Here is a 17,433-nt window from a genome sequence, read left to right on the forward strand (position 1 = left end):
GACACGATTTATCACGATAACCCTTTTGTTTTCTATCGTGATTTGCATGAGCCGTTAATATCTATTGATGATTTGAGAGCCGATTATAATAATTTGAGAGCTGATTATAATAATTTGAGAGCTGATTACGATCGGCTTTTACAAAACGCCTCGCTTTTGTTGGAACTCTCTCAAAACACCACTTTTAAAATCTATTACAAAGCTTATCAAAAATCCTTACCCTTGCTATGCACCATAAGGAGATGGGTTAAGAAATTGGGTTTGTAAAATTAGGGGTAATCAAACCCCTTGCGCTATCATCGCAGACGCCACTTTTCTAAAACCAGCGATATTAGCCCCTAAAACAAAATTAGTAGGGTCTTTAAACTCTTTAGCGGTTTGAGAAACATTCTTATAAATCTCTTTCATAATATGGTGTAATTTCGCATCCACCACTTCAAAACTCCAAGGGTGCATGCTCGCGTTTTGCGCCATTTCCAAGCCGCTCACGCTCACCCCCCCAGCATTAGCCGCCTTGCCTATGCCATAAGAAATCTTAGCCTGCAAAAACAATTCAATCGCTTCATTGCTTGAGGGCATGTTCGCCCCTTCAGCCACGCATTTGCACCCGTTAGAAAGGAGGGTTTTAGCGTCTAAAACGCTCAATTCATTCTCAGTCGCGCTAGGAAAAGCCGCAAAACAAGGCACATGCCACACCGCATTCCCTCCTTTGGGGTAATTTTCTGTTGGGGTGTATTTCGTGCTCTTTTTTTCTAAAGCGTATTCTTTGATCCTCCCACGACGGATTTCTTTAATTTCTTTCAAAAGCTCTAAATCAATGCCGTCTTTATCATAAATCATGCCATTAGAATCGCTCGCCGTTACCGGTTTGGCGCCTATTTGAAGCAATTTTTCAATGGTATAAATAGCGACATTCCCGCTCCCAGAAACGCTGCAAACCTTACCCTCTAAAGAGCTGTTCCTTTCTTGTAACATTTCTTCCGCAAAATACACGCACCCATAGCCGGTAGCTTCTTTTCTGCACAAGCTCCCCCCATAAGTGAGTCCTTTACCGGTCAATACGCCCTCAAAACGATTGACTAATTTTTTGTATTGCCCAAACAGATAACCAATCTCTCTTTCGCCCACTCCAATATCCCCGGCTGGCACATCAGTCGTGGCTCCAATGTGGCGGTATAATTCATTCATGAACGCCTGGCAAAAATGCATGATCTCATGCTCGCTCTTCCCTTTAGGGTCAAAATCGCTCCCCCCCTTAGCGCCCCCCATAGCCAAAGTGGTGAGTGAATTTTTCAACACTTGCTCAAAGCCTAAAAACTTGATCACGCTTTCATTCACGCTAGGGTGGAATCTCAAGCCCCCTTTATAAGGGCCAATAGCCGAATTGAATTCAACCCTACACCCCCGATTGACTTGGATTTGATGGTTATCATCTAGCCAACACACCCTAAAAAAAATCTCCCTTTCAGGCTCAATCAAACGCTCTAAAATCGCATGCTTTTCATAGCTTTTATCGCTGTCTAAAAGGGGTTTTAACGAAGTGATAGCTTCATAGACGGCTTGATGGAACTCTTTTTGATAAGGGTATTTTTTCTGTAAAGATTGGAGAATTTTTTCAACATACATGAGCGACATCCTTTATTGTTTTAAGTGTTTTTATTGTAACACTAAAAGGGTAATTAAGTTTTAATTTATCTTAAAAACTTTTTAAAACGCCCACAAACCCTCTATCAAAGCCGCTCAAATCCTTGTAAAACTCTGCATCATAACCGCAAAATTCCAAGCATTCTTTCAAGCTTTTTAACTGGTCATACCCCATTTCACAAGCCAAAAAAGGGATTTTTAATTTAGCGGCTAAAAAAACGATTTCTTTTAAGATCTCATCGCCTTTAACCCCCCCAAAAAGGGCTTCGTGCGGTTCTTTGAGAACGGATTTTTCCAAAGGATAATTTCTAGCGATATAGGGCGGGTTAGAGACAAGCATTTCTATCATGGGCATATGATCCCAAAGGCGCGTTTGTTTTAAAAAAACACGCTCTTTTAAATTAAAGCGTTCAATATTTTTTAACGCCACTTCTAAAGCTTTGGGTGAAATATCGCTCGCATAAATACAAAGTTTAGGGTTTTCTAAAGCCAAACTCACAGACACGCATCCGCTCCCTATGCCGATTTCGCCTATTTCTTTTAAATGGTATTGAGAAATAATATCAAGGGCTTTTTGGACTAAAATCTCGGTTTCAGGCCGTGGGATTAAAACATGCTCATTCACAAAAAAAGAACGCCTATAAAAATCACAGCTTCCTAATAAATACTCTATGGGGCAGTCATTCAAACGCTTTCCTACCAATTCAAAAAAGCGTGCCTCTTCTTTGTGGGTTAATTCCAAATGCTCATGCGTGTGCAAAAAAACCCTTTCTTTTTGCAAGACAAAGCCTAATAAAATTTCAGATTCTAATCCCCCCCTAAAGCCTTTTGGCGATAATTCTTTTTTGGCTTTATTTAGGGCTTGTGAAAGGGTCATTCATTTTCATAATCCAAAGCTTTCAAGCGTTCTAATAGCGGCGGGTGGGTGAAATGCAAGAAAACATAAAAAGGGTGCGAATAGGGGAACGCTTTATTCTCGCTCACAATGGACACTAACGCTTTGGCTAAAACCTCTTTAGAGCTTAAACTCGCCCCAAACTTGTCCGCATTGTATTCGTTCTTTCGGCTAAAAAACCCGATCAAAGGCATGGCGTAAAAGGAAAACACCGGCAAAAACAAGAGTAAAATCGCAATCAAACTCGCTGGCGTTTGCGAGACATTGAAGCCTTCAAAAACCAACGGTGGCAAATGAGCGATCAGAGCAAAAACAAGAGCGAGCAAGCCTCCCATAATCCCTAAACTTTTCAACAAATCCTTATTTTTGAAATGCCCTAACTCATGCCCTAAAATGGCTAAAAGCCCTTCTGTCCCAACTTTAGAGATCAAAGTGTCAAACAACACCACCCGCTTGTTTTTGCCCAAGCCTCCAAAATACGCGTTCAAACGCCCATCCCTCTTGCTAGCGTCCATCACAAAGATGCCTTCGGATTTAAAACCCACCTTATCCATCATGCTTTCAATTTGACTTTCCAAATCCCGGTTATTCAAGGGGGTGAATTGGTTGAAAAGCTGAGCGATTTTAGGGTAAAAAAGATTAGCCAATATCATAAAAACAAACACGACAAAAAACGAGCTAATCTCCCAATGTTCCACATGTTCAATGATCATAATGAGGGTGTAAATCAACAACAATCCCACGCCTAAAGTGAGCGATAACCCTTTGAAAAAATCCTTAAAAACAACGATAAGCTCACCTTAGAAAAGCCAAATTCCTTATCCAAATGCATGGTGGTGTAGTAGCTAATGGGTAAAGCTAAAACGCTTTGAATCGCTAAAAACAACAAGGCAAACACCAAGTAGCCTAGCGTTTCAGGAAGGTTTAAATAATGCGTGAGATCTTCTAAATGCGTCAAACCAAAAAAGACCCAACTAGCAAAGATGATCCCGTCTAAAATTTGAGAAATAATGGATAATTGCATTTTCCTAATGACATAATTTCCCGCTTCTTCATAATCCTTTTGTGGGAGTAAAACAGGCTTCTCGCAGAGCTTTTGGCGGATAAATTTCAATTGCAAAATATCGCCTACAATGTAAGGAGTCGTAAAAAAGAGCAAATAGAAAATACAAATTATCATATCTATCCATATATCAAGCATATTCCAAACCCCTTTTTTAATCAATTTGCCAATAAAAGTGTAGGAATTATAACAATTTTTCAAAAATTTACCATAAAATTAAATAAGTATGGTAGAAAAAAGAGGCTGTTTTTGAGCGTTTTTAATCCAATCATAAAAAAGCTGTGTTATCCAACCCGCTATCAATAAAAAGGTCCGTCATGCCCTATTCTTTTAAAAAGCGTTTTTTAATCATTTATACCCTTTCTACCTTGCTTTTAGTGGGGGTTTTGTTAGCGTTATTTTTCTTTTATGCAAAAAATAACCTTTTGGAAAACACCCAAATACGCATGCAATACACCGCTGATGCGATCGCTAAAAGCCTTTTAGAATTAAATAATGCCTCTTCTTTAGAGCCTTTAAAAATCTTAGAAGAACGATTCAAAAACACCCCCTTTGTCTTATTAGATGCGGATAACAAAGTCAAGTTTTCTAATATCGGGGCGTTTGTGGCCTCTTTTAAAAATGACGCCTTGATCAAAACCCCTTATTTTGCGCTTAAAAAACAGGGCTTTTATCTCACAGACAGCGCCCCAACTAACCGCTTAGGGGTTTCTAAAATCATTATTGCAGAAGAAGAAATTCAAAAAAATTTTATCCCCCTTTATAAAATGATAGGCTATGTGTTTTTGGGCACGAGTTTGTTTGTCGCGCTAATAGCCATGTGGCTTTATCAAATCCAATCAAACTATAAATTTATTTTCAAATAAGGATAGTTAAAACGATTACTTTTCCACCAACGCAGGCTTATTTTTAAAGCTTTTAGTTGCATTTTCAAGCTGTTTTAGGGCTTCTTCTTTCGTTTTATAAGGGCCAATCAAATAATGCGTGAGGGAGTCTTTTTTCTTTATTTGGTAAGGGAAAGTTTTGAGCGTTTGCAAAAAATCCTTACTGGGCGCGTTCAAAAAAGCCCCAATTTGCAAGTAATACCCTTTAGGGATACTCGTATCTTTTAAGTTAGGTTTTACTAAGCTTTTTTTATTCTCGTTCTTGGGTGGCTCTTTTGTTAGGGGCTGGGATTGATTAATAGCGGTCTCTTGCTTATGGGCTTTTTTGATTTTTCTTTTCACCTTTTTGCTTTCTATATAAAAATCATATAAATCATGGATTCTTTGCTTCACATAAGCTTCATAGCAATTCTTATAAATCGGGCTATTTTCAATAGAAACTTTGGGACTTATTAGCATAACCAACGCCACGCATTCTTCATGGGCGACTTTGAGCCATTCTTCTTCGCTTTGCTCTAGGATTTCTTTGATTTTAGGGAACTCATATTGCGTGCTTTTTCCCATATTATCTAACATTTTGATAAGATCTTCATGGGCTTGGTCAAGCCTTAATTGGATAGGGGGTAAATTTTTGGGCGTATTTTGAACGCTTTTAAGATCCGCTTTTTTGTCCTCTAAACCAACAGCGTTTCTTAAAAAGAGGAAAACCAACAACAGAGTCATTTTTAATATACTTTTTTGCATTTAACACTCCCATGTCAAGCTTTCTATCTTGTTGCTTTATGGTAATCAAAAATACCAAATACCACAATAAGAATGGTTTAAAACATGGGGTTTTAGTTACTTTATTTAAGGGGATAGGGGTATTTTGCGATAATTTAATAGCTTTGATATAATAACTTTCAAAAACCATGAAAGGCTTATGATGCAATCTTTAAGTTTATTGAACCAGTTGGGTGCTAAAATTGATGAATTGATTGAAAAAATCAAAAAACAAGAAGAAGAGTTGAACGCTTTACGCCAAGCAAACACCACCCTGAATGCGCAAAATGAAGAAAAAGACATTCAGATCGCTATTTTATACGATGAATTGAGCGCTAAAGATAAGGGCATTCAAGGTCTTTATGACAAAATCTCTGATTTATTGTCATAAACCATTAAAAACATGTCTTTAGAAAACGATAGCTTAGAAATCACTTATTTAGGAAAACGCTATAAAATCTCTCTCAATAACACCTTTAGCGATGAGATGAAACGCACCCTAAAGGAGCGTTTCCATAACCAAGAATTAAACGCCTTAGAGCTTTTAAAGGATTATTTGCATGAAAGTTGTCAAAACGAGTATTTGCATAATGAACTCCAAAAGCTTTTAGAAAAAATCTCATCATGTTCTATCACTTAATCGCTCCTTTAAAAAATAAAACCCCCCCTTTAACTTACTTTTCTAAAGAGCGACACCTTAAAGGAGCGTTAGTCAATATCCCTTTAAGGAGTAAAACGCTTTTGGGCGTCGTTCTTGAAGAAGTTTCAAAACCCTCTTTTGAATGCCTAGAGTTAGAAAAAACCCCTTATTTTTTACTCCCCTTTCAAATAGAGCTCGCTCTATTTATCGCTCAATATTACTCGGCTAATCTTTCTTCAGTCTTAAGCCTTTTTACTCCTTTTAAAGAATGTGATGGAATGGGGTTAGAAAAAATTGAGCCTGTTCTTAATATATTAAGCCAAACGCAAACAAACGCTTTAAAAGAATTGCAAAAACATCCAGCAAGCTTGCTCTTTGGCGATACGGGTAGCGGGAAAACCGAAATTTATATGCATGCAATCGCTCAAACTTTAGAGCAAAAAAAAAGCGCTTTATTGTTAGTGCCAGAAATCGCTCTCACCCCTCAAATGCAACAACGCCTTAAAAGGGTCTTTAAAGAAAATTTAGGCTTGTGGCATAGCAAACTCTCTCAAAATCAAAAAAAACAATTTTTAGAAAAGCTTTATTCACAAGAAATCAAATTAGTGGTAGGCACACGAAGCGCGTTGTTTTTACCCCTTAAGGATTTGGGTTTAATCGTTGTAGATGAAGAGCATGACTTTTCTTATAAGTCTCATCAAAGCCCTATGTATAACGCTAGGGATTTATGCTTGTATTTATCCCATAAATTCCCTATTCAAGTGATCTTAGGCTCTGCTACGCCAAGTTTGAATAGTTACCAACGCTTTAAAGATAAGGCTTTAGTGCGCTTAAAGGGGCGCTACACCCCCACGCAAAAAAACATTATTTTTGAAAAAACCGAGCGTTTTATCACGCCCAAACTCCTAGAAGCGCTCAAACAAGTGATAGACAAAAACGAGCAAGCCATTATTTTTGTGCCTACAAGGGCTAATTTTAAAACCTTGCTGTGCCAAAGTTGTTACAAAAGCGTTCAATGCCCCTTTTGCAGCGTGAATATGAGCTTGCATTTAAAAACCAACAAACTCATGTGCCATTATTGCCATTTTTCAAGCCCTATCCCTAAAATTTGCAGCGCATGCCAAAGCGAAGTTTTAGTGGGTAAAAGGATAGGCACCATGCAAGTGTTGAACGAATTAGAAGGCCTTTTGAAAGGCGCTAAAATAGCGATTTTAGATAAAGATCACACCAGCACGCCAAAAAAACTCCACAATATTTTAAACGATTTCAACGCTCAAAAAACGAATATCTTAATCGGCACTCAAATGATAAGCAAAGGGCATGATTACGCTAAAGTGAGTTTAGCGGTTGTTTTAGGCATAGACAATATCATTAAATCTAATAGTTACAGGGCTTTAGAAGAAGGCGTGTCGTTACTTTATCAAATTGCTGGGAGGAGCGCTAGGCAAATTTCTGGCCAAGTGTTCATTCAAAGCACTGAAACGGATCTGTTAGAAAATTTCTTAGAAGATTATGAAGATTTTTTACAATACGAATTGCAAGAAAGGTGCGAACTCTACCCGCCTTTTTCAAGGCTGTGTTTGTTAGAGTTCAAGCATAAAAACGAAGAAAAAGCCCAACAATTGAGCCTAAAAGCCTCCCAAACCCTTTCTTTGTGTTTAGAAAAGGGCGTAACGCTCTCCAATTTCAAAGCCCCCATTGAAAAAATCGCCTCTTCTTACCGCTACCTTATTTTATTGCGTTCTAAAGACCCTTTAAGCCTAATCAAAAGCGTGCATGCGTTTTTAAAATCCGCCCCTAGTATCCCTTGCAGCGTGAACATGGATCCTATAGATATTTTTTAAAACACTTAAGTTTTCTATATTCTTTAAAAAACTTAAGTCTTCTATATTCTTTAAAAAACTCAAGCCTTCTGTATTATTTTAAAAAACTCATGTTTTTCTGGCGGCTAACAGCGTGAAATTCACCCATTTAAACAGCGCTTCCACATGTTTAAACCCCACGCTTTCCAAAAGCGCGATATTTTCTTTCAAGCTATAAGGCACAAGCACATTTTCTAACGCTTCTCTTTTGAAAGCGATTTCATTGTGGCTGTAGCCTTGATTTTGTTTATAAAGGTAGTATAGTTCTATCATTTGCTTGTCCAATATCCGATCCTCGCTCATGATCTTTTCGCCCACCAATAAAACCCCATTCAACGCAAGGCTGTTATAAATCTTTTTGAGCAACACCTCTCTTTGCATGGGGCGGACAAATTGCAACACAAAAAGCAATGAAAACGCGCTCGCTTCTTTAAACTCAACCTCTAAAAAATCCATGCATTCAAAACGGACATTGTTAAAATCTTTTAATTTTTCTTGCGCTTTTTTGAGCATGGGCATGGAATTGTCAATCCCTACAAGCTCAATATCTTGTTGGATTTGTTGGTTAAGCGCGATAAAAAAGTTTCCGGTAGAACAGCCCAAATCATAAATCAAGGGCTTAGGCAAGGACTTAGGATAGATATTTTCTTTTAAATTTTGAGCGATAAAATACACCCCCAGATTCAACATTTCATGATAGTAAGGAATGGAACGCTCCAGCATGTCGTCAAAAACATGAGCGACTTTCTCATCAAAGCAAAAGCGTTTGTTTAGAGATTGATTAAACAGAGTGTCTTTCATTCAAAAAAGAAGCGTGGTTTAAAAATCTTTAAACCACAATAGCCGTAACACTTAAGCTTTTTTATGCACCAACTCATTGATGTAATAATCCACTGAGCCTAAGCCTTCTTTTTTCGCCCACTCATAGCATTGAGAGACAAAATGCCAATTGATATGCCCATAGAACTTTTCCAAATACACAGGGCGCGCGTTTTTGTGATCAATATAATAAGCATGCTCCCACACATCCACCACTAAAAGCGGCACTTTTTTATCCGTAACCGGGGTTTGAGCGTTGCTCGTTTGAATGATTTCAATTTTTTGAGTGTCTAAATTATACGCTGCCCAATTCCAGCCAGAGCCAAACAGAGTGGTCGCGCTCTTAATGAAGTCCTCTTTAAATTTTTCTAGTGAGCCGAAATCTTTTTCTAAAGCCCCTTTTAACTCATCGCTTAAGGCAGTCGCTTTGGGGCTTAGGCAATCCCAATAAAAATCGTGGTTGTAAATTTGAGCGGCGTTATTGAACACGCCTCCGCTAGACTTCGTCAAAATATCAAACAAAGAACTTTTCTCAAAATCCGTGCCTTTGATTAAGTTATTCAAATTATTCACATAAGCTTGATGGTGTTTCCCATGGTGGAAATCAAACGCCACAGGGCTTAAAAAATCTCCCATGCTGTCTTTAGCAAAAGGCAACTCTCGTAATGTAAACATGTTTTCTCCTTGTGATCAGATAGCCGTATTGTAATCATTTTTTAATACTTTTTGGTAAATCTTTTCTTAAAAATGGATCGTTATGCAAATTTTGTAGATTTTAAGGGGTTTTTTAAAATGAAAACGACTTTTTAAACAAATTTTTTTTAAATTTTTTGAAAGTTAATCTTAATGGACTATTATTCTAACGCAATATAATATAGCAATTCATTAGAAAGGATTTAACCATGCAAAAAGTTACTTTTAAAGAAGAAACATATCAATTAGAAGGGAAAACCTTAAAGGTGGGCGATAAAGCTCCTGATGTGAAATTGGTCAATGGCGATTTGCAAGAAGTCAATTTGTTGAAGCAAGGCGTGCGTTTTCAGGTCGTTAGCACGCTTCCTAGTTTAACCGGATCGGTTTGCTTGCTCCAAGCCAAACACTTCAATGAGCAAGCCGGCAAACTGCCTTCTGTGAGTTTTAGCGTTATTTCTATGGACTTGCCTTTTTCTCAAGGGCAAATTTGCGGCGCTGAAGGCATTAAGGACTTAAGAATTTTAAGCGATTTTAGGTATAAGGCTTTTGGGGAAAATTATGGCGTGCTGTTGGGCAAAGGCTCTTTTCAAGGCTTGCTCGCTCGATCGGTGTTTGTTCTTGATGATAAGGGAGTGGTTATCTATAAAGAAATCGTTCAAAACATTTTAGAAGAGCCCAATTATGAAGCGCTTTTAAAAGTGTTGGAATAGGAAATCCTTAAAAGGAGGGGGCTACAATTTAGTGAATCTCAACGCAAAAAGCCCCACTTGTTAAAAAGCGTTGGTGATAAAAACTAAAAAGTTCTTTTTAATCCACTTAAAAAATTTTCACGCTACTTTTAAAAGAAAAGATTGAAAAAGACTCTGTTTTTAGTGCATTACAAGAGATGCTTTATTTTAATCAAGCTTTTAATGGAATAAATCTTTCACAAAACCCATAAGGGTTTGATAGAAAAGGTTTTTAGAAGTCTTTTTTTAAGATTTCTTCCACTCTTAAAATGGTTACGAGTCTGTCGTTTTGTTTCCCAATGCCATAAGTTAAATTATTGTTATCGCTCAAAGTTTCTGGCACCGGGTCAATATCCGTTTGCTTGATGCGAATGGCTTCAGTTAAGCGATCAATGAAAAACCCAGCGATCTGATCGTTGTGTCGCACCACCAAATAACGAGTGTCTTTATTTTGTTTTTCAGCCTTCAAGCCAAACTTTAAACGCAAGCTAATCAACGGGAAGACATTGCCCCTTAAATTGAACACGCCAAGCACATAGTTTGGGGTTTCAGGGACTCGTGTGTAACCAATGGGTTTGACGATTTCTAAAATATTCAAAATAGGAATGGCGTATTCTTCATCGCCAATAATAAAACCGATGAATTGCAAAATTTCTTCATTGTCTTCTTGTTTAGAGCCTGCATTAGCTTCTTTTTGTCTTTCAAATAAATCTTTTAATTGGTTGCTCACGATTCGCCTCCTTCTAATTTAATGCTGCGCTTCACTACGGTGGTTAAATACTCACCGCTATAAGGTTTGGTGATGTATTCAGTCATGCCGGATTCAACGCCACGCATCCTATCGGTTTTAGTTACCCGACTGGTTACTGCAATCAAAGGCAGGTTTTTGAATTTATTGTATTTACGCACTTCAGAAGCGAAAGTGTAGCCGTCCATCTTGGGCATTTCAATATCCACTAAAATAGCGTCTGGAATCTTATCGCCATTTTTAAGCATTTCTAAGCCCTCTAACCCGTTAGTGGCCTCTAAAAGCGTGATGCCTAATGGTTTTAAACATTTGCGGATAATCGCTCTGTCCGTGCTGCTGTCATCAATCGCTAAGACAATATAATCGCTAGGAGAATTTTTACTCTTCGTGTTCTCGGATTCGTTCATTAAGGTAGTGATATTGACCTTGATGCTTTTTGCCATATCCATCATCGCTCCCACATCTACAATAAGAGTGATTTTCCCATCGCCTCTCACCGTAGCGCCAGCAATGCCTCTAGTGTTTTTAAGATAGTAACCTAAAGACTTGATGACCACTTCTTCTTGACCGATCAAATAATCCACGATCACGCCAATTTTTTGATCAGCCAAGCCAATGATAACCACATACACATCTGAGTTGGATTCCAAAATAGCATCTACTTTAAAAATATCAGAAAGGCGCACCAAAGAAAGCACCTCATCTCTCAAACGCAACACGCTCTTGCCATCAACGGTGTAGATTTCATCTTGGCTGATACGCACGGTTTCTAAAACTGAAGAAAGCGGGATAGCGTAATATTCTTCTTGAACGCCCACGAGTAAAGCTTGAATGATAGCTAGAGTGAGAGGGATTTTAAGCTTTTGAGTCGTGCCTACCCCCACTTCTGAATCAATTTCAATGATCCCATTGAGCTTTTCAATATTGGTTTTCACCACATCCATGCCAACGCCCCTGCCTGAGACATTGGAAACGACTTTTGCGGTAGAAAAGCCTGGCTTGAAAATGAGGTTAAACGCTTCCCTATCGCTCATGCCTTCAGCGTCTCTTTCGCTAATCACCCCTTTTTCAATCGCTTTTTCTTTAAGTATCACAGGGTCTAACCCCTTGCCATCATCAGAGATTTTAATCACAATATGATTACCCTCATTATACGCGCTCAATTGCACTTTACCGGTTTCAGGCTTGTTAAGCCTTCGTCTTTCTTCTAAAGGCTCAATCCCATGATCGCATGAGTTGCGGATAATGTGGATGAGCGGATCGCCAATCTCTTCTACAATGGATTTGTCTAATTCGGTTTCTTCGCCCTCAATGATTAATTCAATGCTCTTGCCTAATTCCCGGCTCAAATCCCTTACCATGCGAGGGAATTTATTGAACACTTTGCCCACTGGTTGCATCCTAGTTTTCATCACCGCAAGCTGCAAGTCTGTCGTTACCGCTGAAATAGAAGAAACCACCTGGTTTAATTCCTCTAAAAACTTTTCCCCATCATAGCGTTCTTCCACATCGCTATAAATCCTGATCAAGCGATTTTTTCCTAAAACAAGCTCACCGATTAAATTCATCAAGTGATCCAAGCGGCGCACATCCACCCTAACGGTTTGCTCCACGCCAATAGAAGGGGCTTTATTTTCTTCAGTATCGGCTTTAGCCTTAGCTTTAGTTTCTGTTTTGGGAGTTTCTTTTGTTGGGGTAACTTCTTGTTTAGGTTTGGCTTCTTGCTTTTTTTGAGCTCTTCGTTCTTTATCGGCTTCTTGGCGTTTGTTAAGTAGGCGTTCAATTTCCGCTTCCACTTCTTCAGCGCTCATGTTAGCATAATCCAAATCCGGCTCATCGGCTAGCGGGTTATCGCTTGCGGGATTTTCTGCAGTAGGGGCTTTTGCCTTGTTTTCTTTCGCTTCTCCTTTCGCTTCTTCTTTCGCTTCTTCTTTATTTTCTTCTTTCACTTCTTTTTCTGGGGCTTCTTTAGTCCCTGAAGTTTCTTTAGCGCCCTCTAAATTTTGACTCGTGATGGCTTGAAGCTGTTTGACCGCTTCTTCAATCTCGTTTTCCTTGCCGTTATTAGTATCTGATCCGGTATCTCTAATCGTTACGAGCAAGGTTTTCATCAAATCAATGGAGCGCAACACGACATCCATAATATCAGGCGTGATTTTGATTTCGCCCTTTCTGGCGCGATTCAAGACATCTTCCATGTTGTGCGTGAGGTGCGTGAGAATGTTGAGATTCAAAAACGAGCTAGAGCCTTTAATGGTGTGAGCGACTCTAAAAATGCGATTGAGCAAGTCCAAATCCTCAGGGTTATGCTCCAATTCCACTAAATCCTGATCCAATTGCTCATTCATTTCAAAGGCTTCAATCAAGAAGTCTTCCATTATTTCTTGCAAATCATCCATTTAAAACCCTTTTTAGCGTTTGAGATAAGAGTATTTTACAATTTTATAAAAAGAATTATGCATTCTTATCTAAAATCTTAGAAATTTCTTCGGTGAATTTCTCTGCGTCAAACTTGACTAAATACGCTACAGCCCCCATTTCTTTAGCCCTTTCAGCGCTGTAATTATCGCAAATAGAAGAATTAAAAATCACAGGAATATAAGCAAACCTGGGGTCTTTTTGGAGCTTAAATAAGAAATGATAGCCATCCATTTTAGGCATTTCAACATCTGAAATAATGAATTTCAAATGTTTCCTTAAATCGTCCCCGTATTTTTTGAACAACATTTCTAATTTGTTCAACCCGTCTTCCCCATCCACAGCTTCCGTGATGCTAAAACCCAATTTACTCAAATGGTTTTTTAAGGTTTTTCTCGCCGTTCTGCTATCGTCTAAAAACAACACTTCGCCTTCAAAACGCTCTTTAGGGGTATCTTTAGCGCTTTTAGCGTCTTCATTAAGCTTTAAATCGTCTAAAATGCTTTCTAAATCCAAAATGAGTAGGGTTTTGTCGTTTTCAATGCGGGTCGTGCCGGTGATATTTTCTTTATTGATGCTATTAGAGGCGCTAAAGGATGCAGGTTCTACATCTTTCCAGCTAATGCGCCTGATACGCCTAGCGGAATGGACTAAAAAGCCCAATTTGACATTATTAAATTCCGTGATAATGACGATTTTTTCGTTTTCCTTGCTTTTATCTGGGACAATCCCTATCCATTTAGCCAAGTCTATAAGCGGAATGATCGTGGAGCGCAAATCAAACACGCCGATAATGTAATCCAAATTCGTGGGGTATTCAAAAAGGGTGGGCATGGGGATAATCTCTTGGACTTTAGCCACATTAATGCCATAAATCCCCTCATAAGGGACGCTCTCTTGCATGCCATAAATACGAAAATCCACGAGTTCTATCTCACTTAGTTTTAAATCGTTAGCTGTTTTTTCTGCCATGATTTAGGCGTCCTTATTTTGAGATGATTCTAAAATGCTTGATGATACCTTAAAAAGGCTTTGTTCGTAATAAAAGGAAGGCAGTGGGCAATAAATAGGTGCATTCAAGGGGATTTTTGCGCCGCTTTTGAGGTGAAAATGCCCCTCTATAATGCCATCAATCCTACCAATGTTAAGATCTTTAATGTAGTTTTGATAGGCTTTTAGGCGCTTTTCAATAAAGGCTTTTAATTCTTTTGGATCTAATTCCCAAAGGCGGATGGGCTTTTGATAGATGCGTTTTTTCAAAAAAGGGTATAAGGTTTTAAAACTTAATAAATTTAAAAAAGTTAAAAAAAATCTAGCCCAAGTGGAAGTGAGTTGCGTGATGTAAAATTCATACGCTTTAGTGATGAATAAATCCCCATGGGCTAGCAAAAAGCGTTTGTTATCATATTGGAATAATACGGGTTGGTTTTGGCGCTCAAAAACCACCACTTTAGAATTGAATACAAAACGCATGGAAAAATCATGGTTGCCTTCAAAATAAAAGACTTGTGAAATTTCGCTTAACGCGTTGATGAGATCAATGATTTTTTGTTGCTCTTTGTCTAGGGGCAAGTAGCCCACAAGAACATGGAAAATATCGCCCATGAAAAAGACTTGTGGGGGTTTGGCGCTTAAAAGTTCTTTAAGCGTGTTGATTAAATGAGGGCTTTTGGGCAAAAAATGCGCATCAGAGATAAAAACAGCCCCATTTTTAAGCGCATAAGTTTCTAGCATCTCACTCTTTGAACAAAAAAGAGCCAATCCTTAAAAGATTCGCCCCGCAAGCAATCGCTAATTCAAAATCATCACTCATGCCCATTGAAAGAACGCTCGCGTTCTTTATTTGGTCAAAAAGTTTTTTGGTGGTGGTGAAGGATTTTTCAATCTTCTTTTCATCATCGGTGTGCGCCCCTATACACATCAGCCCCTTAAGCTTGAGACGCTTGCAAGTTTCACTGATTTGAGAATAAGTTTCTAGCGCTTCTTCAGGCACCACCCCGCTTTTACTTTCCTCATACGCGCTATTAACCTGTAAAAGAGCGTTTAAATTGACGCCCAATATTTCGCAACGCTTTTCTATTTTCAAAGCGAGTTTTAAAGAGTCTAAAGAATGCAAAAGGGCGGGCTTTAAACTCAAAAGCGCATTGATTTTATTTTCTTGTAAAGAGCCTATCATGTGCCATTCAAGGGGCAAATGCTCTAAAGAATGCATTTTAATTTTTAAATCTTGAACTTTATTTTCTCCAAAAGCCCTTTGAGAGCAGTTGTAGTAATGTTGGATAGCTTCTAGGGAAGCGTTTTTTGAAACAGCCACGATTTTGACAATATGGTGCCTTGAATAGGCGGTGCGAGCCTTTTCTATTTTGGTGATGAGGGTATCAATTTTTTGGCGGTAATCTAACATAATCCTTCTTTATGGCTATTCTTTATAGATCTTCTTTGTGCGTGCTGAAAGAATGCGTGAGGTGGAATTTTTGATTTAAAGTTTCAAAATCTTTTAAAAGCCCTTTCTTTTTCAAATTTTCTATGACTTCCATGGAGCAATTGGTTTCGGTGGGCCATTCTCTAAAATGTTTATCCATAACGCCCTTATTGGTAGCGTCTATAAAAAAACAATGTTTAGAGGTGAGGATATCACGCCTGGCATCAATATTATTAACGATGCGCCATAACAGCATGTAAGGGTTGTTCAAATCGTTGCTGGTATGCTCTACAAAGACGACAATGCGTAAATGCTCTTCAAAACCGAGCAAGTTTTTAGCCAATTCAATGACGCTTTTGTCTTTCTTTTCCACGCTAATGACGCAAATGGGGTTACGAGTGTGCGGGTAATATTGCTTCAAAAGAACGATATTTTGCATTTTATCTTGTAAAAGCGCCAATAAGGCACTATCGTTTAAAAGCGTGGGGTAGGGGGTATTGCTTTTAGAAGTCGCATCAATACCGAGTTTCCCCCCCATAGCGTATTCAGGGCTTGCATGATCTAAGGCGTCGCATACGCCTTGAGAGATGAGCGCGTTTTCTTTAGAAAAATTCTCTAGTATATACTCAATGATAGCGTTGGTGTCCCTTAGATTAGGGGCGTCTTCATTGACAAAAATCGCATGCTTGACAAAACTCATCTGCCCCACGCCCCAAAAAGCATGCATGACTTGCTTGGCATGAGCGTTATAGCGCGTGTGTATTTTGGCTAAAATCAAATTATGAAACACCCCATTTTCTGGCATGTAATAATCTATGAGATTGGGGGCATGCGTTTGAAGCAAGGGCAAGAACAAGCGTTCAGTCAAATACCCCATGTATTTGTCTTCTAAAGGAGGCTTACCCACCACAGTGGCTAAGTAAATGGAATCTTTTTTATAGCTAATGGTTTTGACTTCTAAAACAGGGTAAGGCTCAATGGGGGTGTAATAGCCAGTGTGATCCCCAAAAGGCCCTTCAAGCTCTAATTTCTCGCAATCCACAAACCCTTCTATCACAATATCGCAATCGCTTGGCACGCTCAAAGGATTGCTCAAGCATGGCATCACGCGCGCTTTTTTCTCCCTAATAAACCCATAGAGCATGAGTTCATAAATCCCATAAGGTAAGGGGGCTGTCGCGCACCATGTGTAGAGCAAATCCCCACCAATAGCGATACTGACAGGCATTTTGACTTTAGCCTTAGCGTATTCGTGGAAAAAGAGTTGGGAGTCTTTATGGATTTGCCAGTGCAAGCCTAAATGGTTTTTATCATAAACTTGCAAGCGGTACATGCCTAAATTCTTTTTTTTATGATCCAAGCTTTGGGTATAGACTTGCCCCATAGTGATAAAAGACCCGCCATCTTTTTCCCAAGTTTTTAAAACGGGTAGATCCCACAAATTGACTTCTTTGTCTTGCTTGATGATGAGGTCTTTAGGGCGAGTGGTTTTTTTAGGGAAAATGTGTCTTAAATCCCATAAATCTTTTAAGACTTTCAAACCCTCAGTGAAATTTTTAGGAGCACTAAAGTGTAAGAACGCTTGCATGCGTTGTTGCAGGCTTTCTATGGGGGTTTTTAACAAAAGATCCAAGCGCTTGAAAGAGCCAAAAGCGTTCATTAAAACTGGCATGCCAAAGGTTTTGATCTGGTCATGCTCTTTTCTTATGGGTTGCGTGAATAAAAGGGCTTTGCCCCCATTAGGTTTTTTCGCTTCTATATAAGCCAGATGAGCGATTTCTAAATCCACTTCAAGGGGGGTGTCAATGACTTCTAATTCATCATGCTTTTTTAAAAGCTTTAAAAAATCTCGCAT

16 protein-coding genes and 2 pseudogenes are annotated in these 17,433 nt (G+C 38.8%); 6 read left to right on the plus strand and 12 right to left on the minus strand.

The window, feature by feature from the left end; translation table 11 throughout:
- Positions 1-267 (plus strand): annotated as a pseudogene (locus I6852_RS05675) (glycosyltransferase family 10 domain-containing protein); the annotation flags it as partial.
- Between the two features lie 12 nt (positions 268-279).
- Here the strand turns inward: I6852_RS05675 and gdhA are convergent.
- The 3 genes and pseudogenes from gdhA to I6852_RS05690 form a co-directional block, all read right to left on the minus strand.
- Positions 280-1,626: an NADP-specific glutamate dehydrogenase gene (gene gdhA, locus I6852_RS05680; protein WP_197291771.1), complete on the minus strand. Its 1,347-nt coding sequence runs from the start codon at positions 1,624-1,626 to the stop codon at positions 280-282.
- 70 nt (positions 1,627-1,696) lie between these two features.
- Positions 1,697-2,521, minus strand: coding sequence for a peptide chain release factor N(5)-glutamine methyltransferase (prmC, locus tag I6852_RS05685; RefSeq protein ID WP_197291770.1), 825 nt, complete (start codon positions 2,519-2,521; stop codon positions 1,697-1,699).
- Positions 2,518-3,740, minus strand: a pseudogene (locus tag I6852_RS05690) (M48 family metallopeptidase). The gene prmC and the pseudogene I6852_RS05690 overlap by 4 nt, the downstream one beginning before the upstream one ends.
- A 179-nt stretch (positions 3,741-3,919) precedes the next feature.
- Here I6852_RS05690 and I6852_RS05695 point away from each other — a divergent pair.
- Positions 3,920-4,468, plus strand: coding sequence for a hypothetical protein (locus I6852_RS05695; RefSeq protein ID WP_197291769.1), 549 nt, complete (start codon positions 3,920-3,922; stop codon positions 4,466-4,468).
- 15 nt (positions 4,469-4,483) lie between these two features.
- On the opposite strand, the gene I6852_RS05700 is transcribed toward I6852_RS05695, so the two are convergent.
- Positions 4,484-5,230: an SPOR domain-containing protein gene (locus I6852_RS05700; RefSeq protein WP_197291768.1), complete on the minus strand. Its 747-nt coding sequence runs from the start codon at positions 5,228-5,230 to the stop codon at positions 4,484-4,486.
- A gap of 181 nt (positions 5,231-5,411) precedes the next feature.
- On the opposite strand from I6852_RS05700, the gene I6852_RS05705 reads away from it, so the two are divergent.
- From I6852_RS05705 to I6852_RS05715, 3 genes are read left to right on the plus strand one after another with little or no spacing between them, the layout of a single operon-like run.
- Positions 5,412-5,639, plus strand: coding sequence for a hypothetical protein (locus I6852_RS05705; RefSeq protein ID WP_001191188.1), 228 nt, complete (start codon positions 5,412-5,414; stop codon positions 5,637-5,639).
- A 12-nt stretch (positions 5,640-5,651) separates the two neighbouring features.
- Positions 5,652-5,888, plus strand: coding sequence for a hypothetical protein (locus tag I6852_RS05710; RefSeq protein WP_000051172.1), 237 nt, complete (start codon positions 5,652-5,654; stop codon positions 5,886-5,888).
- Entirely contained in the window at positions 5,873-7,732 is a 1,860-nt protein-coding gene (locus I6852_RS05715; RefSeq protein WP_197291767.1) for a primosomal protein N', read from the plus strand. The genes I6852_RS05710 and I6852_RS05715 overlap by 16 nt, the downstream gene beginning before the upstream one ends.
- A gap of 87 nt (positions 7,733-7,819) precedes the next feature.
- Here I6852_RS05715 and cmoA read toward each other — a convergent pair whose 3' ends face one another.
- Together cmoA and sodB are read right to left on the minus strand one after the other, a co-directional pair.
- On the minus strand, positions 7,820-8,551 hold the full coding sequence (gene cmoA / locus I6852_RS05720) for a carboxy-S-adenosyl-L-methionine synthase CmoA (protein WP_197291766.1): 732 nt from the start codon (positions 8,549-8,551) through the stop codon (positions 7,820-7,822).
- A gap of 51 nt (positions 8,552-8,602) precedes the next feature.
- Positions 8,603-9,244: a superoxide dismutase [Fe] gene (gene sodB / locus I6852_RS05725; RefSeq protein ID WP_000494609.1), complete on the minus strand. Its 642-nt coding sequence runs from the start codon at positions 9,242-9,244 to the stop codon at positions 8,603-8,605.
- A gap of 227 nt (positions 9,245-9,471) precedes the next feature.
- Between sodB and tpx the strand changes: the two genes are divergently transcribed.
- Positions 9,472-9,972 carry a thiol peroxidase gene (tpx, locus tag I6852_RS05730; protein WP_023526486.1) on the plus strand — a complete coding sequence of 167 codons (501 nt, stop codon included), beginning with the start codon at positions 9,472-9,474 and terminating at the stop codon, positions 9,970-9,972.
- Between the two features lie 250 nt (positions 9,973-10,222).
- Here the strand turns inward: tpx and cheW are convergent, their stop codons facing one another.
- From cheW to I6852_RS05760, 6 genes are read right to left on the minus strand one after another with little or no spacing between them, the layout of a single operon-like run.
- Entirely contained in the window at positions 10,223-10,720 is a 498-nt protein-coding gene (gene cheW, locus I6852_RS05735; RefSeq protein WP_000070759.1) for a chemotaxis protein CheW, read from the minus strand.
- Positions 10,717-13,137: a chemotaxis histidine kinase/response regulator CheAY2 gene (gene cheAY2, locus I6852_RS05740; RefSeq protein ID WP_197291765.1), complete on the minus strand. Its 2,421-nt coding sequence runs from the start codon at positions 13,135-13,137 to the stop codon at positions 10,717-10,719. Before cheAY2 ends, cheW begins: the two co-directional genes overlap by 4 nt.
- A gap of 55 nt (positions 13,138-13,192) precedes the next feature.
- On the minus strand, positions 13,193-14,128 hold the full coding sequence (cheV3, locus tag I6852_RS05745) for a chemotaxis protein CheV3 (RefSeq protein ID WP_197291764.1): 936 nt from the start codon (positions 14,126-14,128) through the stop codon (positions 13,193-13,195).
- A gap of 3 nt (positions 14,129-14,131) precedes the next feature.
- Positions 14,132-14,890, minus strand: a complete 759-nt coding sequence (locus I6852_RS05750; RefSeq protein ID WP_197291763.1) for a UDP-2,3-diacylglucosamine diphosphatase — start codon at positions 14,888-14,890, stop codon at positions 14,132-14,134.
- 1 nt (position 14,891) lies between these two features.
- Positions 14,892-15,560: a YggS family pyridoxal phosphate-dependent enzyme gene (locus I6852_RS05755; protein ID WP_197291762.1), complete on the minus strand. Its 669-nt coding sequence runs from the start codon at positions 15,558-15,560 to the stop codon at positions 14,892-14,894.
- A 22-nt stretch (positions 15,561-15,582) separates the two neighbouring features.
- Entirely contained in the window at positions 15,583-17,433 is a 1,851-nt protein-coding gene (locus tag I6852_RS05760) for a menaquinone biosynthesis decarboxylase (RefSeq protein WP_197291761.1), read from the minus strand.

The organism is Helicobacter pylori (assembly GCF_015904775.1).
GTDB classification, from domain to species: domain Bacteria; phylum Campylobacterota; class Campylobacteria; order Campylobacterales; family Helicobacteraceae; genus Helicobacter; species Helicobacter pylori_DM.